Source organism: Microbacterium sp. NPDC056234 (assembly GCF_042267585.1).
In the GTDB taxonomy this organism is placed as follows: domain Bacteria; phylum Actinomycetota; class Actinomycetes; order Actinomycetales; family Microbacteriaceae; genus Microbacterium.
In genome coordinates this window covers 528369-545949 of sequence record NZ_JBHJTE010000001.1, presented here as the reverse complement: position 1 = coordinate 545949, position 17581 = coordinate 528369, and the positions used below count along the sequence as shown (strand labels likewise).

Sequence of the window (17581 nt, the reverse complement as noted above, 5' to 3'; positions counted from 1 at the left end):
ACTTCGCTCGACGGTACTCTCTCATTGGAAGACTGGGAGGTCAAGCCAGTGGAGGAAGTCACCGTGAACCTCGGCACCGGACGCGCGAGCGTCGGCGCCGTGCTCGACTTCGCCTGGACGGCCGGGGATTTCACCGCCACGGAGGCGATGGCGAGCACCTCGCTGACCCGGTCGACGGCGATCGACGCCATCGACACGCTCGTGAGCGTCGACATCCTCCGCGAGCTCCCCAACGCCCGAGCGGCCGGCAGCTACCGCTCCGGTCGTCCGGCCCGCCGTTTCGCCGTCTCGCCCGACCTCGGCGTCGTCGTCGGCGTGGATGCCGGAGACATGCACCTCGCCGTCACCATCGCCGATCCGCTCGAGGCCACGCTCGTGCACCACCGCATCGACCTCGATCCCACCCACTCCCCCGACCAGCGGCGCGCGGAAGTGCTCGCCCGCCTGCAGCAGGCACTCAAGGAGGCCGGTGTCACGCAGGACGCGATCCTCGCGATCTGCGTCGGCGTCGCCGCCCCCGTGAATCGCGACGGCATCTCGCCGCCGCATCCCGACGGCTTCTGGGAACGCACGAATCCCCACCTGGCCGAAGCGCTCGGCGGCTGGGCCCCGATCGTGGAGATCAAGAACGACGCGCTGCTCGCCGCGGTCGCCGAGGGCTCGGATCCCCGAGGCGCCGCGATCGGATGCCGCGACTACGTCGCCCTGCTCGCCGGCGAGCGCTTCGGCGGCGGTGTCGTGGTCGACGGACACCTGCTGCACGGCGCGCACGGCGGCGTCGGCGAAGGCATCGTGTTCGATCACATCATCGGCGTCGGATCGGCGTTCGGGCTCAGCTATGCGCTGCACGACCGGGTGCGCGAAGCCGTCGATGGCGGCGAGATCGCACGCGACTCGGTCGTCGGACGGCTCGCGGACGCCGACCGCGCCGACCCGCGCTCCATCCTCGCTCTCGCCGCCTCCGGCGATGCGGACGCCGAGCTCGTCACGAGTCGCGTCGGCGCGACGCTCGCGAGGATCGTCGGCGTCCTCGGCAGCATGTACGACCCCGCCACGGTGATCGTGTGCGGCGCGGTGGCCGAGAGCATCGAGCCGGTGCTCACCGCCGCCCGCGGCATCCTCCCCACGCAGTTGCACCTACCGGCTCCCGAGCTCGTGGCCTCGGCGCTGGGTGCCGAGGTCGTCTCGCTGGGTGCGGTGGCCACCGCTCGCCGCGCCGCCCGGGAGCGGACCGTTCCACGGCTCGCCGAGCGGCGGCTTTCTCGGGCGATGTAGCCCCATCGTCGAGATCTCGGCCAGACTGACGAGATGGTTCACGTCGTACTGATGTGCGGTCCTGCCGGGTCGGGCAAGACGACGGCTGCCCGCCGGCTCGAGGCTCAGGGATACGTGCGGCTGTCGCTCGACGATGTCGCGTGGACCCGCGGTCATCGTCGGCATCCGATCCCACCCGAGGTCGAACACGCCATCCGCGCCGAACTCCGCGAACAGGCCATGCGCCTTGTCGCCGACGGGCGCGACGTGGTGGTCGACGGCTCGTTCTGGTCGCGCAGCAGCCGTGACGAGTACCGCCGGATGCTGGCCCCGCTCGACGTCATCCCGGAGGTCCACTATCTGGCGACGCCGCGCGACGTCGTGCTGGCGCGCGTCGCGCGGCGCGACAACAGTGCGCCGGATTCCCTCGCGCTGCCGCCTGAGCTCGCCGCAGCCTACGTGGATGGGTTCGAGGTGCCGTCGCCCGAAGAAGGCCCGCTGCGGATGCTCCGCAGCTGACGCGCCGTCCTCAGTCGACGAGCAGCGCCGGCTCCTCGAGGATCGCCGCGACATCCGCGACGAAACGGCTCATGCTGTCGCCGTCGATCACGCGGTGGTCGAACGAGCCGGCGACGGTCGTGACGTAGCGCGGTCGCACCTCGCCGTCCACGACCCACGGCTTCTGGCTGATCGTGCCCATCGCGACGATGCCCGCCTCGCCGGGGTTGATGATCGGGGTACCGGCATCCATGCCGAACACGCCGATGTTCGTGATCGTGATGGTGCCGCCCTGCTGGTCAGCCGGCGGGGTCTTCCCATCGCGCGCGGTCAGCGTGAGGCGGTTCAAAGCGCGGGCGAGATCCTTCATGCTGAGATCCTGCGCGTCCTTGATGTTCGGCACCAGCAGACCGCGCGGCGTCGCAGCCGCGATCCCGAGGTTCACGTAATGGCGCACGCGGATCTCGGCGCCGTTGTCGGTCTCGACCCAGGCCGCGTTGACCATCGGGTTGCGGCGGACCGCCCAGATCACGGCACGGGCGACGATCAGCAGCGGAGAGACGCGGATGTCGGCGTAGTCCGGCGACGCCTTCAGGCGCTTGACGAGCTCCATCGTCCGGGTGGCGTCGACGTCCTTCCACACGGTGACGTGCGGCGCGGTGTAGGCGCTCTGCACCATCGCGTTGGCGCTGGCCTTGCGCACACCCTTGACCGGGATCGCCTCGCTGCGCGCCTCGGCATCCTGTGCGGGCGCCGTCGACGCCAGGCCGCGGGCGACGCCGACCGGTGCGGACTGCGGCGCCGGCACGGTCTCTTCGCGCACCTCGCCCCATTCCGGCGTCTCGATGTTGCGGAACACGCTGGCCTGCGACGCATGCTTCACGACGTCTTCGCGCAGGACCTCGCCATCCCCACCGGTCGGAGCGACCGAGGCCAGATCGACGCCGAGGTCGCGGGCGAGCTTGCGGATCGGCGGCTTCGCGATGACGCCGACCGACGAGCGCACCGAGCGCTGCGCCGTGCGCTTGCGCCGCGAGGTCGCCCCCGTGCCACTGCCGTAGCCGACCAGCACCGAACCGCCGCCCTCCTCGGCCGCCGGGGCAGCCGCAGGCGCAGGGGCGGCGACGACGGCATCCGCCACGAAGGAGATGATCGGCGTGCCGACCTCCACGGTGGTCCCCTCGGCCACGAGCAGCTCGCCGACCGTGCCCGCGTGCGGCGAAGGCAGTTCGACGAGCGACTTGGCCGTCTCGATCTCGCAGATGACGTCGTTGATGGCGACCTGATCGCCGGGGGCGACCTTCCACGCGACGATCTCGGCCTCGGTCAGGCCCTCGCCGACGTCCGGGAGGGTGAAGTTCTGCGTGCTCATGTTCATGCCCTTCGACAGGCTCGGGGAGCGGATGGGATCAGTAGGCGAGGGAACGATCGACGGCCTCGAGGATGCGATCGGCATCCGGAAGGTAGACGCCTTCGAGCTTCGCGGGTGGGAACGGTACGTCGAAGCCGGACACGCGCAGCACCGGCGCCTCCAGCGCGTAGAACGCCTGCTCCATGACTGTCGCGGCGATCTCGCTGCCCACGCTCACGAAGCCCTGCGCCTCCTGGGCGTAGACCATGTGGCCCGTCTTGCGGATCGAGTCGAGGATCGGTCCGTAATCGACGGGCGACAACGAGCGGACGTCGACGACCTCGCAGCTCGTGCCTTCGGCATCCGCCAGCGCAGCGGCCTGGAGCAGGGTCGTGACCATGGCTCCGTGCCCCACGAGGGTGACATCCGTGCCCTGGCGCACGACGCGGGAGGAGTGCAGCGGCACGGCCGGGGCGGACAGATCGACCTCGCCCTTGGTCCAGTAGCGACTCTTCGGCTCCATGAAGATGACCGGGTCGTTCGAGCGGATCGCGTCCTGGATCATCCAGTACGCGTCGTTCGGCGTCGACGGGCTCACCACGCGAAGACCCGGAGTGTGCGCGAAGTACGCCTCGGGGCTCTCCTGGTGGTGCTCGACGGCGCCGATGTGGCCGCCGTAGGGGATGCGGATCACGATCGGCAGGCTCAGCCGGCCGTCGTGACGGTTGGTGAGCTTCGCCAGCTGCGTCGTGATCTGATCGAAGGCCGGGAACACGAAGCCGTCGAACTGGATCTCGATGACGGGGCGGAACCCGGCCATCGCCATGCCGATCGCCGTGCCGACGATCCCGGATTCCGCCAACGGCGTGTCCAGTACGCGCCGGGTGCCGAAGTCGCGCTGCAGGTGCTCGGTGATGCGGAAGACTCCGCCGAGCTTGCCGATGTCCTCGCCCATGAGCAGGACCTTCGAATCGTCCTCCATGGCCTTGCGCAGCCCGGCGTTGAGCGCCTTGCTGAACGGCATCGTGTCGATGCTCATGCCGCTCCCCCGTCCTCGAACGATGCTTCGTACTGCGCCAGCCACTCCCGCTGCTGTTCGAGCAGCGGGTGCGGCTCGCTGTAGACGTGGGTGAACATCGTCTCGGCCGTCGGGGAGGTCAGCTCGAGTGTGCGCACGCGCAGATCCTCTGCGGCATCGGCGGCTTCGGCCTCGACCTCGGAGAAGAAGGATGCCGCCGCTCCCCTGCCTTCCAGGAAGGCGCGCATGCGGGGAATCGGGTCGCGTTCGGCCCACGACTGCTCTTCGTCGCTGCCGCGGTACTTGGTCGGGTCGTCGCTCGTGGTGTGCGCGCCGAGGCGGTAGGTCACGGCCTCGATCGCGCGCGGACCCTGGCCGCTGCGGGCCTCGTCCAGTGCGACGCGCGAGACGGCATAGCTGGCCAGGACGTCGTTGCCGTCGACGCGGACGCTCGGGATCCCGTAACCGGCACTGCGCTCGACCAACGGGACGCGGGACTGCGTCTCGACCGGCACGGAGATCGCCCAGTGGTTGTTCTGCAGGAAGAACACCGTCGGCGCCTGATAGCTCGCGGCGAACACCATGGCCTCGTGGACGTCGCCCTGGCTGGACGCGCCGTCGCCGTAGTAGACGATGACCGCCTCGTCGCGCTCGGGGTCACCGGTTCCGGTGCGTCCGTCGAACGTGAGGCCCATCGCGTATCCGGCGGCGTGCAGCGTCTGCGAGCCGAGCACCAGCGTGTACAGACGGGTGTTGCCGTTCTTCGGGTCGGCCGGGTCCCATCCGCCGTGCGAGACGCCGCGCATCAGCTTGATGATGTCGACGGGGTCGACGCCACGGATGCGGGTCACGACGTGCTCGCGGTAGGACGGGAAGATCGTGTCCTGCGTGCGGGCGGCGCGGGCGGAGCCGACCTGAGCGGCCTCCTGCCCACGACTCGGCGGCCACAGCGCGAGCTGCCCCTGACGCTGCAGGTTGGTGGCCTGGGTGTCGATGGCGCGGATGACGACCATGTCGCGATAGAACTGCTCGAGCTCGGCGTCGCTGATCGCGTCGATCAGCGACAGATACGGCTCGGCGGCAGCGTTCGGCGCGAAGCGGCCATCCGCCTCGAGGACGCGGACGAGTTGGGTCTCTGACGAGGTCACGACCCCCACGCTACCGGCGTCCGCATGCCCGGTCACGCATACCTAGGGGGCCCTTGTATCTGCCCGGAATCCGGATGAAACCGGGTCAGCGGAGGGATGCCGCGACGGTCAGCACTCGTTCGATCGAGGCCTCTTCGCCCACCGAGATGCGGATGCCGTCGCCCGAGAACGGACGCACCATGAGGTCGGCAGCGACGAACGCCGCCGCGATCTCGTCGGTCCGCTCGCCGGTGGGGAGCCAGATGAAGTTGCCCTGGGCATCCGGCACCTCCCAGCCCTGCGCGCGCAGACCGTCGCGCAGGCGCGTGCGGCGTTCGACGATGACGGCGACCCGCTCGCGCAGCTCGGCTTCGGCATCCAGGCTGGCGATCGCGGCCCGCTCTGCGGCGGAGGTGACGGACAGCGGGATGCCGGTGCTGCGCGCGGCATCCAGCACGCGAGGGTGACCGATCGCGTAGCCGATGCGCAGCCCGGCGAGTCCGAACGCCTTCGAGAAGGTGCGCAGCACCACCACGTTGGGATGCGTCTCGAAGATGCGCTCCGTCAATCCGTCGACGGCACCCGGAGCGGTGACGAACTCGGCATAGGCCTCATCGAGGACGATCAGCACGTCGGAAGGAACCCGCGCGACGAAGGCGGCGAACTCCGCGCTGGTCACGACCGGACCGGTGGGGTTGTTCGGGGTGCACACGATGATCGCGCGGGTGCGGTCGGTGACGGCGGCCGCCATCGCCTCGAGATCGTGCGTCGCGTCGGCGCGCAGCGGCACAGGCACGGAGGTGGCACCGGCGATCAGCGGGATGCCGGGATACGCCTCGAACGAGCGCCAGGCGTAGATCACCTCGTCGCCGACGGATGCCGCGGCCCCGACCAGCTGGTAGAGGATCGAGACGGAACCGGCCGCGACGTGCACGGCGTCAGGGTCGACGCCGTACCGCTCCCCCAGCCTGACGCGCAGGGCACCGGCCGAGGCATCAGGGTAGCGATTGACGGGCACCGCGCTCTGCAGCGCCTCGACGACCGACGGCAGCGGGTCGAACGGGTTCTCGTTGCTGGAGAGCTTGAACGCGTCGGCCCCGGCCTGCTTGCCCTGCCGGTACGGCGGGAGTGCGGCGATCTCGGGACGGATGCGGGGCAGCGTTGGCTCGGTCACGCTCTGAAGTCTACGAGCGAGGGAAGGACCCGGGGAGCCGGCCTTCCGACGGTCTCCATGGAACGGCATGCGAGAGTGGATGCCGTGAGACACGGATGGCTGCGCGAACTCCTCGGCTGGCTCGGCGCTGCGGCGATCGCGGTGATCGTCACGGGGCAGGTCGCATCGACCGCACGCGAAGCCCTGCTGCTGCGGGACGGCGACTCCCTGGTCGTGCCGATGTTCGTCCGCTCGATCCTGGAGGGTCAGGGGTGGGACTGGGCGATGTCCACGGTCCTCTTCCTGCCCGAATCGGCGATGTTCGCGTTGCTGCGGCTGGCTCTTCCGGTCGGCATCGACGCGTCGCTGCTCGTCAACGCGGTGATCAACGTGATCGCGCTGTACGGCGCCGTTCGGCTCGTCGCCGGTCGACGCGCCCCCGGCAAGGCGCCGGTTGCGTGGTCGCTCGCCGCGATCGCCGCATGGGGTGCTATCGCGGTGACCGAGACCAGCGCGGTGCGCGAGTCCGCCGAGCTGGCGTCGCTGCTTCTCACGACCACGTACTACTCCGCGACCGTGATCGCCGTCGTCGCGTCGATCGGCATCGCGCGGCGGGTGAGCGATCGGTCTGGCCGGCGCCAGGGGATGCTGATCGCGCTCGGCGTCGTGGCCGCCGTCGCGACGCTCTCGAACCCGCTGTACCTGGTCTGGGCCACTGTGCCGCTCGGCGCGGTGCTCGGCGTCGCGGCGCTGCGCTCAGACGATCGCGCCCGCATGCTCGCGCTGCTGTGGTGGCTCGTCGGCGGGACCGCTGTCGGCCTTCTGGGTCGCATTCCGTTCACGGCATGGATTGAGAACTCCGGCCTCGGATACGCGCAGCCGCAACTCTGGCCGGAGTCCGCCGCGTACTACGGCGGGCTCGCTCTCGACCGCCTGTCCACTCCGCTGGGGTGGGGCGGCGCGGTCGTCATCGCCGGTCTCGTGGTGCTCGCCGCCGTCCGTACGGCACGAGCGTCCCGCCGAGGAGAGCGGCTTGTCGCGGCATCCGCCTGGATGCTGCCGCTCCTCGTCGTGATCGGTGCGATCGCTCTGGGCACGCACGCGGCGCGATACCTCGAGCCGGTCGTGTTCGCGCCGTTGCTCGCGCTCGTCGCCGACCCGAAGGTCCTCCCGCGCCTGTCCCCCGCCCTGTCGCGGATCGCCACCGCCGTCGTCGCGGTGCTGCTGCTCGTCGGCGCCGGGCTCAGCGTCCCGCGGGTCGTGTCAGCCGCGACAGCGTCCGATGCCGACCTCGCGTGCGTCGTCGACTGGGTCGACGAGTCCGACCGGTCCGGGGCCGGCCAGTTCTGGACCGTGCGTCTGCCGAAGCTGCACCTCGAGGACCCGTCCCGGCTCGTACAGGTCGACCACCAGCTCAACGGATACTCGTGGCTCGTGAACCGCCGCGATTTCGACACCACCGCCGTGAGCTTCCTGGTCGTCGACGACCAGTCGGCGAACTGGGAGCTGTCGCTGGGCGCCAGGCAGGTCGACGTCGTCGAGTGCGGCCGCTACGCGATCTACGACCTCGCCCCCGAAGAACTGCCGCTGGGCTTCCCGCACTCCTGAGCCCGCGCCCGGATCATCGTGCCGGCGGAGTCGCCGTCGTCGTCCCGGCTCTGAACCGGCACGTCAGATGCTGGGAGGCCGAGGCCTCGCCGCGCAGCATCCGTGTCGCCTGCTCCCCTGCGGCGCGACCCTTCTGCGTCGCCGGCTGCACCGAGGTCGTGAGGATGTGGCGGCCGATACCGTCGACGGTGACGCCGTCGAAGCCGGTGACCGAGAGGTCCTGCGGCACCCGCAGTCCGCGTTCCTCAGCGGCGCGGATCACGCCGGCAGCCAGAAGGTCGCTCTGCGCGAGCACGGCCGTCGGTCTCGTATCCGCATCGGCGAGAAGTGCGCGACCCGCGATGACCCCCTCATCGATGGAGCTGTGGGCGGCGGAGACGGCGGGAGCATCGGGGAAGACCTCGCGCACGCCGTCCAGTCGATCGAGGGTGACGTCGACGGTCGCGGACGCGAGGCGTGCCGGTGTCACCGGCCCCCGCGCGCGCGCACTGTCCAGCGGCAGGGTGAGCACGGCGACCTCGCGGTGACCGAGCCCGTGCACGTGCAGGGCGACGTCGCGCGAGGCATCCCTGTTGTCCAGCGTGATCTGGGGAATTCCGTCGCCGGCATCCCCCTCGATGACGACGACGGGGATGCCTCGGCCGCGCACGATCTCGAGTGAAGCCCTGGTACGACCGGAGCAGCCGATCAGGACCGCCGCGTCGACCGGCGCGTTGGCCAGGTTGGCTGATTCTTCGGTGGCGTCCTCCCGAAGCAGCAGCACGGCGGCGCCCAGGTCGGACAGCCCATCGGTGATGCCGTCCATCATCGCGATCGTGACCGGATCGAGGAAGACGGTGCGCAAGGGACCGTCCAGGACGACCGCGACGATGCCGCTGCGTCCGGTGCGCAGGGAGGCGGCCCTGGGGTCGGGACCTGCGTATCCGAGGGATGCCGCGGCCGCGAGGACCCTCTCGCGCGTGGCCTCGGCGACCTGCGCCTTCCCGCTGAAGACCACGGATGCCGTCGAGGGCGCGACACCGGCGGCACGTGCGACATCGGCGATGGTCGCGCGTCGGGGAACTGGGTCCATCCTTCGAGGATATACGCGCCCGGTTTCCGCCGCTCGAATCGATTCGATACGCTGTAGTGATGGATGCCGAACTGACCCGATCGCAGTACGTGCGGTGGCGCAACGCGATCTTCGCGATCTTCCTCGCCAGCGGCGTATCGATCGCGACCTGGGCCGCGCGCGTGCCCGACATCAAACTCGCGCTGGACATCGACAACGCCCAGATCGGTCTGCTGCTGCTCGGCATGGGCATCGCCTCGATCCTCGGCATCTCCACGAGCCCCGCCGTCATGGCGCGCACCGGAGCCCGCCGCGGGATGCTCGGGCTGCTGATCACGCTGGCGATCGGCATCGCGCTCATCGGCATCGGCGCGACCGTTCTCGGATCGTTCCCCGTGGTCATCATCGGTCTCGTGCTCTTCGGCTTCGGCAACGGCTGTCTCGACGTCATGATGAACGTCGAGGCCACTGCGATCGAACAGCACGCGGGAAAGACGATCCTGCCCCTGTTCCACGCGTTCTTCAGCTTCGGCACCGTGATCGGCGCCGGTGCGGCGTGGGCCGCGACGAAGCTCGACATCGAGGTGGCCCCGCACGCCGGACTCATCGCCGTGCTGATCCTCGTGACGGCGTTCGTCAGCATCGCGAATGTGCCGCGCCGCGCCGAGACGCTCGATCCTTCCGAGCCGGGGGAGAAGCCGCACTGGCGCGAGCGCATGCACGTCGCGCTGTCGGCCTGGCGGGAGCCGCGCACCTACGTGCTCGGCATCGTCATGCTCGGCATGGCCTTCGCCGAGGGGGGAGCGAACGACTGGCTGGCGCTCGGCGTCAGCGAGGATCACGGGTTCGGCACTGAGAACGGCGCCTTGGCCCTCACGGTGTTCTCCATCGCGATGACCACGGTCCGCGTCTTCGGAGGCCCGTTGGTCGACCGCTTCGGCCGTGTGCTGGTGCTGCGTGTGCTGGCCGTGTCGGCGGCGGGCGGCATCCTGCTGTTCATCCTCGCGCCGACGCTGCCGCTCGTGTTCCTCGGTGCAGCGCTGTGGGGCGTCGGCGCCTCGCTCGGCTTCCCGCTCGGGATGTCGGCGGCGGCGGACGACCCTGCCAAGGCAGCGGCTCGCGTGAGCGCCGCCGCGACGATCGGCTACGCGGCGTTCCTGTGCGGCCCGCCGATTCTCGGCCTGATCAGCGAGCACATCGGCCTGCTGAACACGCTGTACATCCTCGTGGCGCTGGTCGCGGCATCCGGTCTCGCATCCGGTGCGGCCCGCCCGCTCACGGAAGCCGAGAAGACGCCGGTGCGCTGAGCGGAGATCGTCTCACGCTTCGCCGCGCACGCGGACCTCACCGGACCGCACGAGGGCTGCGGCATGCGAACGACTGCGTGCACCGAGCTTGGACAACACGTTGGACACGTGGGTCTTGACCGTCGGAATCGAGATCCCCAGCCGCTGACCCAGCTGGGCGTTCGACAGTCCGTTCAGGATGCCGTCGAACACCTCCCGCTCCCTGGCCGTGAGCCCGACGGCGACCGCACCATCCGTCTCCGACGCCGGCGCGACAGCGCCGACGATGGCGGCGAGCGCACGCCGCGTCACTCGGGGATCCAGCACACCGTCGCCGGCTGCGACGGCGGCGACCGCCTGCACGAGCGTCTCGGCATCCGCCGTCTTGAGCAGGAACCCGGCCGCACCGGCTGCGAGCGCTCCGAGCACGAGGTCGTCCTCGTCGAAGCTCGTCAGCACGAGGACATCGGCGAGGCCCCGTTCGACGATCTCCCGCGTGGCCGAGATGCCGTCGCGCCCCGGCATCCGCAAGTCCATCAGGACCACATCCGGGCGAAGAGCCGCGGCGTTGCGCACCGCGACCTCGCCATCGGCCGCCTCGCCGACGACGACGAGACCGTGCGTCTCCAGCATGATCCGCAGTCCGGCGCGGATCGCCGCGTGATCGTCGGCGACGAGCACCGTCACGGATGCCGTCATGGCTGTCTCCCGTCCGGTATGGCCGCCCGCACCGACCAGCCGTCCGCGATCGGGCCCGCCGAGAACGTCCCCTCCAGCGCGCGGACGCGTTCGCCGAGCATGCTCAGCCCCCACCCGCTCCCGGTCGCCTGCGCACGCGGGGAGCCGCCACGCGACTCGATCGCGACCCGCACCCACCCAGGCTCCTGGTCGACCTCCACCTCGACGACGGCACCCGCGGCATGTCTCTCGCAGTTCGTGAGCGCCTCGCGCACGATCCGCAGCACCGCCTGCTCCACGGGGGCGGACAGCCCCAGCGGCGGCGCGCCCGCGTGCACCACCAGCCCGGAACGGCGCGCACCGTCGACGGCTCTGTCCCAGTCGGCCGGCCCCAGAGGAACGGCGAGGTCGCTCTCGCCGTCGCGCAGCACCGCGATCATCGTGCGCAGCGCCGCGTGCGCGTCCAGCCCGGCATCCCGCACGGCCTGAAGAGCCGCCCGATCTGTGCGCTCATCCGGGGCGACGGACAGTGCGGCCTCCGACCGGATCGCCATCGCCATGACGTGACCGGCGATCGTGTCATGCAGCTCTCGTGCCATGGACTCCCGCTCCCGGCGCACGGCTGTCTCACGCTCCTGCAGCGCCTGCCGCTCGACCTCTTCGGCGCGCTGCCGATGAAGCTCGGCGAGTTCGTGCGCCTGCGATACGGCGACCGCCCACCAGTAGTCCGTACCGAAGATGGCGCCGAATTGCAGCGAGATCACGAAGGCGGCGGGAAAATCGCCGCCCGTGGTGATCATCGCCGTGACGAACAGGACGATCGCCGCGCCGATGAGCAGCCAGGAGAGGATCCTTCTCGTCCGCGGACCGGCCACGAAGACCGCCGTCCAGAGGACATCCAGGAGCACGACCAGCGTTCCGATCCCGCCGACCGTGACGATATCGGCGATGAAGAGCACGCTGACCAGGACGAGCACGATCATGGGATGCCGCCGCTTGCCCAGCGCGAGCGCGCAGGCCGGAACAGCGAACACGAGCGCCGACCAGGGGGAGAGCTCCGTACCGGAGACGAAGAACGATCCCCAGATCCCGTGGAAGCCGAGAGCGGCGAAGACCAGGCTGAGCAGCGCCATCGCGGCCGGATCCAGCACCCACCGATGGCGCTGATACCACGCACCCATCCGCGGCCGCCTTCTCCCGTGCATCCCACCATGCAACCACGCGGCCGTGACCCACGCATCCGACCAAGGGATGAGTGCCCACCGCGACCTTCGCCCGATCCGCTGCATCGCGTCGCGCAGAATCCTGGGGTGATGGAGATCTTCGCCGGAGCCCCGATGATGCTGTCACTCGCCGCGCTGGCGCTGCTGGACAGCCTGAGCATCGGCACGCTGCTCATCCCTGTGTTCCTGCTGCTCTCGCCGGGTCGTGTACGAGTCGGGCGGATGCTGCTCTATCTCGCCACGATCGCCGGCTTCTACCTCGCCGTCGGACTGCTGTTCCTCTGGGGGCTGGTGAACGTCGTCGATGTGGCGGCCGATCTGCTGTCGTCGCCCGCCGGTGCGACGGTCAGGCTGCTGATCGGCGCTGGGCTTCTGATCGGATCGTTCTTCATCCCGACGTCCTCGAAGCAGAAGACCCCGGTCGTCGCGGGCGCCGGCAACGGCATGTCCGCCGCGCCGGACGTCGCAGCGCCAGGCCGCATCACGCGGTGGCGGGAGCGCCTGCTCGCGCCGGGCGCGACGCGCTGGGCGCTCGTATCGGTGGCGATCGCCGCCGGAATCGTGGAGGTCGCCACGATGGTGCCCTACATCGTCGCGATGACGATGCTGGCGGACTCCGGCGTCGGTGCCCCGACCCGCGTCCTCGCACTCGTCGGCTACTGCCTGGTGATGATCGTCCCCGCGCTCGTCCTGCTCCTGGTGCGCCTGGTCGCCGCCCGCGCGATCACCGGTCCGCTCGAGCGCTTCGCCGCGTGGATGCAGCGCACCGCCGGTGAGACGACCGCCTGGATCATCGGCATCCTCGGGTTCCTCATCGCGCGCGCCGCCGCGACCGAACTCGGACTGTTCGATCTGCTCACTCGGCTCGGGGACGGCTGAGGGCTCCGACGGCGAGCACCAGGACGTCCGTCGGCTGCAACTCGACGCGCGAACCGGCCGCGTACGCCGTTCCGGTGAGCAGATCCGTGCCGTCGGCGTGCAGCACGATCGTCGCCGGATCCGGGCCGTGGTGCAGGACGAAATCGATCCGCTCACCGCCCGGCGCGACCCGCGTCGCGAGCTCGACACCCGCCGCATCCGCGTACGGACCCATGAGGTCATGGCGCTCGAGCGCGGAACGCACGATCCGCGCCAGGCCGGACTGCGCGAGCTGCGTGCCGAGATACCAGACCTGTCCGCCGGATGCCGCAGTGCGCCGCGTCACGGCCGGCTCACCGGCATAGAAGTCATCGCCGTAACGGGCGATGACTTCGGCATCCTCGGCGACCAGGACCTCGAACACGAGGCGGCCTTCGGTCACGCCGTCCGAGAAGAGGATCCGATTCGCCAGGCCCGGATCGGCGGCATCCGTCTCTGCCACCCGGATGCCGGCGAGACCGGCCAGGGGACCGGGAGCGTCCATGAGGAACCGCCGGTCGTCCTCGTCCACCCGCCCGGACAGGCAGCCGGTGAGGACCGTCCCGCCGCGCTCGACGACCTGCTCCAGCCGTTCGATGAAATCGCCCTTGATCATGTGCAGCAGGGGAGCAGCCACGACGTCATAGCCGGAGAGATCGGCGGTGACCGGCACCACGTCGACCTGCGCCCCGGCATCCCAGAACGCGCGTCCCCACTCCTGAAGGGTCGGCATGTAGCGCAGCAGGCGATTGGGACCGTCGGCCATCTCGACCGCCCACCACGAGTCCCAGTCCACGACCAGCGCGCAGCGGGCCGGGGTGCGGGCGCCCAGGACGGCGTCGCCGACTTTCCCGAGCTCCGCGCCGAGGCCCGCCACCTCGCGGAAGGTCCGGGTGTCGCGGCGACCGGAATGGTCGAGCACCGCGCCGTGCGTCATCTCGCACGCGCCGCGCGATGCGCGCATCTGGAAGAACAGCACGGAGTCGGCACCGTGCGCGACCGCCTGCCAGGACCACAGCCGCATGACTCCGGGTCGACGCACGGGGTTCACGTCCCTGGATGCCGTGACCGACGGCGCCTGCTCCATGAGCCAGAACGGCGCACCGTCCTTCAGCCCGCGCATCAGGTCGTGGGCCAGCGCAGTGCTCCACGGCTGATCCATGGCGCGCGGGTAGTTGTCCCATGAGGCGAAGTCGAGGTGATCGGACCAGCGGTGGTAGTCCAGAGGCTCGTAGAAGCCCATGAAGTTCGTCGTGGCCGGCAGATCGGAATGCTCGCGGATCGCCGCCTTCTCCTCGGCGAACTGCCGGATCGCGTTATCGGTCGAGAAGCGGTGGTAGTCCAGCGTGATGCCCTGGAAGGCGGTGTACCCGGGCCCGCGCCAGTGCTCGGTGAGGGCGCTGGGCGGTTCGATCTCGTCCCAGTGCGTGAAGCGGTGAGACCAGAACGTCGTGTTCCACGCCTCGTTCAACTCGTCGAGCGTGCCGTATCGGATTCGCAACCAGATCCGGAACTCCACCGCGCACAGATCGCAATAGCAGCGCCCGCCGTATTCGTTGCCGATGTGCCACGCGACGACGGCCGGATGCGACCCGTACCGTTCGGCGAGGCGTCCGGCGACCTGAGCGGCCAGGCGACGGAAGTCGGGCGAGCTCCAGCAGGCATTGTGCCGCTGACCGTATCCGTGCCGACGCCCCTCGTAGTCGGTTCGCGTGACGTCGGGGTAGCGTCGTGCCATCCAGGGCGAGAGCGCGCCGGTGCCGGTGCCCAGACAGATCACGCGGCCCTCGTCGGAGGCGCGCTGGATGATCTCGTCGAGCACGGTGAAGTCGAAAGTGTCCTCATCTGGTTGCGTCAGCGCCCACGTGAAGACGCCCACCGTCAGGGTCGTGATGCTCGCCGCATCGAAGGCTTCGTGATCCTCGGCCCAGACCTCCCGATCCCACTGCTCGGGCGAGTAGTCGCCGCCGAAGGCGATGTGATCGAGCCGAGGAAGACGTGCGGGGGTCGTCATCGGGTGAACCTTTCGGTGACGTCGGTCATGACGGGACGGGCGAGGAGTGCGAGCAGGGCGACGAACGCCCACGCGAACATCAGCAGGGCGAGCTCGGACACCAGGAGCACCAGGGCCCCTGCGACGAGCACCAGCGAGAGGATGCCGAGGGAGAACCGCCACTGCGACAGCAGCTGTGCGAGCGCGATGCGCGCGGCATCCCTGGTGCGGAAGCGGAATCCGGCCGTGAGCACAGCCATGTGGCCGCACCAGACGACCGCGACCACCACGATCACGACGAGGACGGGCCGGATCATCGCCCCGCCCTCCACCGCGTCGAGGTGCACGAGGTTGAAGGTCAGCACGGACAGCCCGACGGTCGCAGGGACGGCCCAGATCAGCGTCGGAAGCAGGTCACGACGGTAGGCGAGCACGAAGGCGCGACCCGGCGACAGATCGGGGGAGCGCTGCCAGACGCCCAGTGCCGAGATGCCGGCGACGAGCGCCGGCGCGAGCGGGAGCAGGGCAAGGGTGAAGAACGGCACGTTCGACGCATCCCGGCCGAGCAGCAGCACGACGACGAGCGTCGGCAGCATGGCGAGGACGATCAGGCCCTCCAGGACCAGCATCCGGTACACGAACGCGGCGCCGCGCGAGAGCGGGCCGCGGCCGACCTCGTCGGCGGCATCGGCCCTGGTACGCGTGTCCGTCATGGTGATTCCTCTGTTCGAGCGAGCCGGGGGCGGCCGGTCGCAGTCGACCCGGCCGCCCCCTGGGATCACTTCTGCGTCCGCTCCAAGGCGGTGTTCATGGTGTCGATCAGCTGGTCGGAGCCGAGGCTCTGCATCTCGGTCACGTACGCATCCCACTCGTCGAGCGAGCGCTGGCCGGTGATGAACGCCGCGGTCGCGGCCTGAACGGCGTCCTTGAGCTGGGTCTCGACGAGCGTCGTCTGCTCGAGCTCCATCTCGTTCAGTCGCGCCGCCGGCGCCACCGGGAGCACCTCCTTCGCCTCGAGCTGGGCCGCGGTCCACTCGGCGATCTCGGGCGTCATCATGGCCTGGGTGAGCGCGGCGGACGAGCCGTTGGCCAGCACGAACACGCCGTTGCTGTACCCGAAGTCCGCGTTCAGCTTCTTCGGCGCGTCCGGGTTGATCGAGCTCCATCCGATGTCGCTGAGAAGCTCTGGGGTCCCGTCGGAGCCCCGTTCGAAGGTCTCGCCCTCGACTCCGAACAGGCCGAACTCGAGGCCCTCGTCGGAGTAGTACATCCAGTCGATGAACTGCAGCAGGGCCTTGAAGTACGGCTTGTCGGCGACGTCGCTGCTGAGCATGACCCCGGAGGTGAACCGTGTGCCCCCGACGTTGGAACCGGCGGGTCCCGCCGGCACCGAGATCAGTCGGATCGGGAGGTCGCCCTTGCCGGCATCCGCCAGCTTCGTCCGGTAGTCCGACAGCGCCTGCGTGTTGCCGGAGATCGCTGCCGACGCACCCGAGACGAACTTCTGGATCGCCTGATCGTCGCTCTGTGTGATCTCGGGGTCGAGGAGCCCCTGCTCGACCAGATCGGCGGCATAGCCGACGAGGTCCTTGTACTCGTCGGTCGCACCGGTGAACACGTATTCCTCGGCATCCCGATCGAAGTAGGTGTTCGCGTAGCCCCAGCCTGCGGACGTGCCGTAGTTCGGCGCCATCACGTTGAGGAATGAGCCGAGCGGGGTCTGATCGGTCCAACGGTCCGACAGCGCGTACTGGAGTTCGGGGTTCGCGGCCTTGACCGTCGCCAGCTGCTCGGCGAACTCGTCCCAGGTCTCGGGGTCCTCGGTGATGCCGGCGTTCTTCCACAGGTCGTCACGGATCATGACCGAGTACTGGATGTCGGGCACTTCGCGCACGCCGGGGAGCAGGTAGTTCTTGCCGTCCTCCTGCTTGCCGGCATCCAGCTCCTCTTCGAGGCCCCAGTCCTCGATCTTCTGCTGGAAGTTCGGCATGTACTCGAAGTAGTCCGACACGGGCAGGATCGCCCCGCCCGAGACGAACTGCGTCTCCTGGCCGGAGTAGGTGACCGAGATGATGTCGGTGGCCTCGCCGCCGCCGATCAGCAGCGACCTCTTCTGCTCGTAGTCGGCCATCGGGATGTCGGTGCGCGAGAAGGTGACGTTGCGATCCTCTTCGAGGTGCGTGAACACCGACCAGTCGTCCTTGACCGGATACCCGGTGTGATCGCGATACATGAGAGAGAAGTCGACGGGCTCGGTGGCCTTGAAGCTCGTGCCGGCCTCGAACTCCTCCATCGCGCCGACGGACTGCTCCGCGCCGATGGTGGCGCTGCCGTCGCCCTCTTCCTCGGGCGCGGCACTGCTCGTACAGGCGGTGAGCGTGAGCGCGGCGACGGCGAAGCCCGCCACTGCCGCGGATCGGATGTGCTTGTTCAACATGATGTCT

15 protein-coding genes are annotated in these 17581 nt (G+C 69.7%); 5 read left to right on the top strand and 10 right to left on the bottom strand.

The genetic code is table 11. The features are described from left to right. Positions 1 to 48: 48 nt before the first annotated feature. On the top strand, positions 49 to 1275 hold the full coding sequence (locus tag ACFCYE_RS02680) for an ROK family protein (protein WP_376176027.1): 1227 nt from the start codon (positions 49 to 51) through the stop codon (positions 1273 to 1275). A 33-nt stretch (positions 1276 to 1308) separates the two neighbouring features. Next, positions 1309 to 1773 carry an AAA family ATPase gene (locus ACFCYE_RS02675; protein ID WP_376176026.1) on the top strand — a complete coding sequence of 155 codons (465 nt, stop codon included), beginning with the start codon at positions 1309 to 1311 and terminating at the stop codon, positions 1771 to 1773. Between the two features lie 10 nt (positions 1774 to 1783). Here the strand turns inward: ACFCYE_RS02675 and ACFCYE_RS02670 are convergent, their stop codons facing one another. The 4 genes from ACFCYE_RS02670 to ACFCYE_RS02655 all read right to left on the bottom strand — a co-directional run bounded on the left by ACFCYE_RS02670 (position 1784) and on the right by ACFCYE_RS02655 (position 6422). Then, on the bottom strand, positions 1784 to 3124 hold the full coding sequence (locus ACFCYE_RS02670) for a dihydrolipoamide acetyltransferase family protein (RefSeq protein WP_376176024.1): 1341 nt from the start codon (positions 3122 to 3124) through the stop codon (positions 1784 to 1786). A 37-nt stretch (positions 3125 to 3161) separates the two neighbouring features. Then, a complete protein-coding gene (locus ACFCYE_RS02665; protein WP_376176023.1) occupies positions 3162 to 4142 on the bottom strand; it encodes an alpha-ketoacid dehydrogenase subunit beta in 981 nt (326 codons plus the stop codon). Continuing rightward, positions 4139 to 5269 carry a pyruvate dehydrogenase (acetyl-transferring) E1 component subunit alpha gene (pdhA, locus tag ACFCYE_RS02660; RefSeq protein WP_376176021.1) on the bottom strand — a complete coding sequence of 377 codons (1131 nt, stop codon included), beginning with the start codon at positions 5267 to 5269 and terminating at the stop codon, positions 4139 to 4141. The genes ACFCYE_RS02665 and pdhA overlap by 4 nt, the downstream gene beginning before the upstream one ends. Before the next feature lie 85 nt (positions 5270 to 5354). Next, positions 5355 to 6422 carry a histidinol-phosphate transaminase gene (locus ACFCYE_RS02655; protein WP_376176019.1) on the bottom strand — a complete coding sequence of 356 codons (1068 nt, stop codon included), beginning with the start codon at positions 6420 to 6422 and terminating at the stop codon, positions 5355 to 5357. An 84-nt stretch (positions 6423 to 6506) separates the two neighbouring features. Here ACFCYE_RS02655 and ACFCYE_RS02650 point away from each other — a divergent pair, with 84 nt between their 5' ends. After that, entirely contained in the window at positions 6507 to 8009 is a 1503-nt protein-coding gene (locus tag ACFCYE_RS02650; RefSeq protein ID WP_376176017.1) for a hypothetical protein, read from the top strand. A gap of 13 nt (positions 8010 to 8022) precedes the next feature. Here ACFCYE_RS02650 and ACFCYE_RS02645 read toward each other — a convergent pair whose 3' ends face one another. Next, complete coding sequence (locus ACFCYE_RS02645) at positions 8023 to 9081, bottom strand: LacI family DNA-binding transcriptional regulator (protein ID WP_376176015.1); 1059 nt, start codon at positions 9079 to 9081, stop codon at positions 8023 to 8025. Between the two features lie 59 nt (positions 9082 to 9140). Here ACFCYE_RS02645 and ACFCYE_RS02640 point away from each other — a divergent pair, with 59 nt between their 5' ends. Continuing rightward, on the top strand, positions 9141 to 10367 hold the full coding sequence (locus tag ACFCYE_RS02640) for an MFS transporter (RefSeq protein ID WP_376176014.1): 1227 nt from the start codon (positions 9141 to 9143) through the stop codon (positions 10365 to 10367). A gap of 12 nt (positions 10368 to 10379) precedes the next feature. On the opposite strand, the gene ACFCYE_RS02635 is transcribed toward ACFCYE_RS02640, so the two are convergent. Together ACFCYE_RS02635 and ACFCYE_RS02630 are read right to left on the bottom strand one after the other, a co-directional pair. Then, positions 10380 to 11045: a response regulator gene (locus tag ACFCYE_RS02635; RefSeq protein ID WP_376176013.1), complete on the bottom strand. Its 666-nt coding sequence runs from the start codon at positions 11043 to 11045 to the stop codon at positions 10380 to 10382. After that, positions 11042 to 12205 carry a sensor histidine kinase gene (locus tag ACFCYE_RS02630; RefSeq protein ID WP_376176011.1) on the bottom strand — a complete coding sequence of 388 codons (1164 nt, stop codon included), beginning with the start codon at positions 12203 to 12205 and terminating at the stop codon, positions 11042 to 11044. Before ACFCYE_RS02630 ends, ACFCYE_RS02635 begins: the two co-directional genes overlap by 4 nt. A 132-nt stretch (positions 12206 to 12337) precedes the next feature. On the opposite strand from ACFCYE_RS02630, the gene ACFCYE_RS02625 reads away from it, so the two are divergent. Next, on the top strand, positions 12338 to 13126 hold the full coding sequence (locus tag ACFCYE_RS02625; RefSeq protein ID WP_376177118.1) for a GAP family protein: 789 nt from the start codon (positions 12338 to 12340) through the stop codon (positions 13124 to 13126). On the opposite strand, the gene ACFCYE_RS02620 is transcribed toward ACFCYE_RS02625, so the two are convergent. The 3 genes from ACFCYE_RS02620 to ACFCYE_RS02610 all read right to left on the bottom strand — a co-directional run bounded on the left by ACFCYE_RS02620 (position 13104) and on the right by ACFCYE_RS02610 (position 17574). Next, the gene (locus ACFCYE_RS02620; RefSeq protein WP_376176010.1) at positions 13104 to 15158 is read right to left on the bottom strand and encodes a beta-galactosidase; all 2055 of its coding nucleotides are present in this window, start codon (positions 15156 to 15158) and stop codon (positions 13104 to 13106) included. The two genes, ACFCYE_RS02625 and ACFCYE_RS02620, sit on opposite strands and share 23 nt — an antisense overlap. Continuing rightward, the gene (locus ACFCYE_RS02615; protein ID WP_376176008.1) at positions 15155 to 15850 is read right to left on the bottom strand and encodes a hypothetical protein; all 696 of its coding nucleotides are present in this window, start codon (positions 15848 to 15850) and stop codon (positions 15155 to 15157) included. Before ACFCYE_RS02615 ends, ACFCYE_RS02620 begins: the two co-directional genes overlap by 4 nt. A gap of 65 nt (positions 15851 to 15915) precedes the next feature. Then, positions 15916 to 17574 carry an extracellular solute-binding protein gene (locus ACFCYE_RS02610; RefSeq protein ID WP_376176006.1) on the bottom strand — a complete coding sequence of 553 codons (1659 nt, stop codon included), beginning with the start codon at positions 17572 to 17574 and terminating at the stop codon, positions 15916 to 15918. Positions 17575 to 17581: the final 7 nt, after the last annotated feature.

Bases quoted from the DNA above. Each gene is read 5' to 3' on its own strand.
- ACFCYE_RS02630 (WP_376176011.1), bottom strand. From the start codon at position 12,205: ATGGGTGCGTGGTATCAGCGCCATCGGTGGGTGCTGGATCCGGCCGCG.
- ACFCYE_RS02625 (WP_376177118.1), top strand. From the start codon at position 12,338: ATGGAGATCTTCGCCGGAGCCCCGATGATGCTGTCACTCGCCGCGCTG.
- ACFCYE_RS02675 (WP_376176026.1), top strand. From the start codon at position 1,309: ATGGTTCACGTCGTACTGATGTGCGGTCCTGCCGGGTCGGGCAAGACG.
- ACFCYE_RS02665 (WP_376176023.1), bottom strand. From the start codon at position 4,142: ATGAGCATCGACACGATGCCGTTCAGCAAGGCGCTCAACGCCGGGCTG.
- ACFCYE_RS02645 (WP_376176015.1), bottom strand. From the start codon at position 9,081: ATGGACCCAGTTCCCCGACGCGCGACCATCGCCGATGTCGCACGTGCC.
- ACFCYE_RS02670 (WP_376176024.1), bottom strand. From the start codon at position 3,124: ATGAGCACGCAGAACTTCACCCTCCCGGACGTCGGCGAGGGCCTGACC.
- ACFCYE_RS02610 (WP_376176006.1), bottom strand. From the start codon at position 17,574: ATGTTGAACAAGCACATCCGATCCGCGGCAGTGGCGGGCTTCGCCGTC.
- ACFCYE_RS02635 (WP_376176013.1), bottom strand. From the start codon at position 11,045: ATGACGGCATCCGTGACGGTGCTCGTCGCCGACGATCACGCGGCGATC.
- ACFCYE_RS02640 (WP_376176014.1), top strand. From the start codon at position 9,141: ATGGATGCCGAACTGACCCGATCGCAGTACGTGCGGTGGCGCAACGCG.
- ACFCYE_RS02620 (WP_376176010.1), bottom strand. From the start codon at position 15,158: ATGACGACCCCCGCACGTCTTCCTCGGCTCGATCACATCGCCTTCGGC.
- ACFCYE_RS02615 (WP_376176008.1), bottom strand. From the start codon at position 15,850: ATGACGGACACGCGTACCAGGGCCGATGCCGCCGACGAGGTCGGCCGC.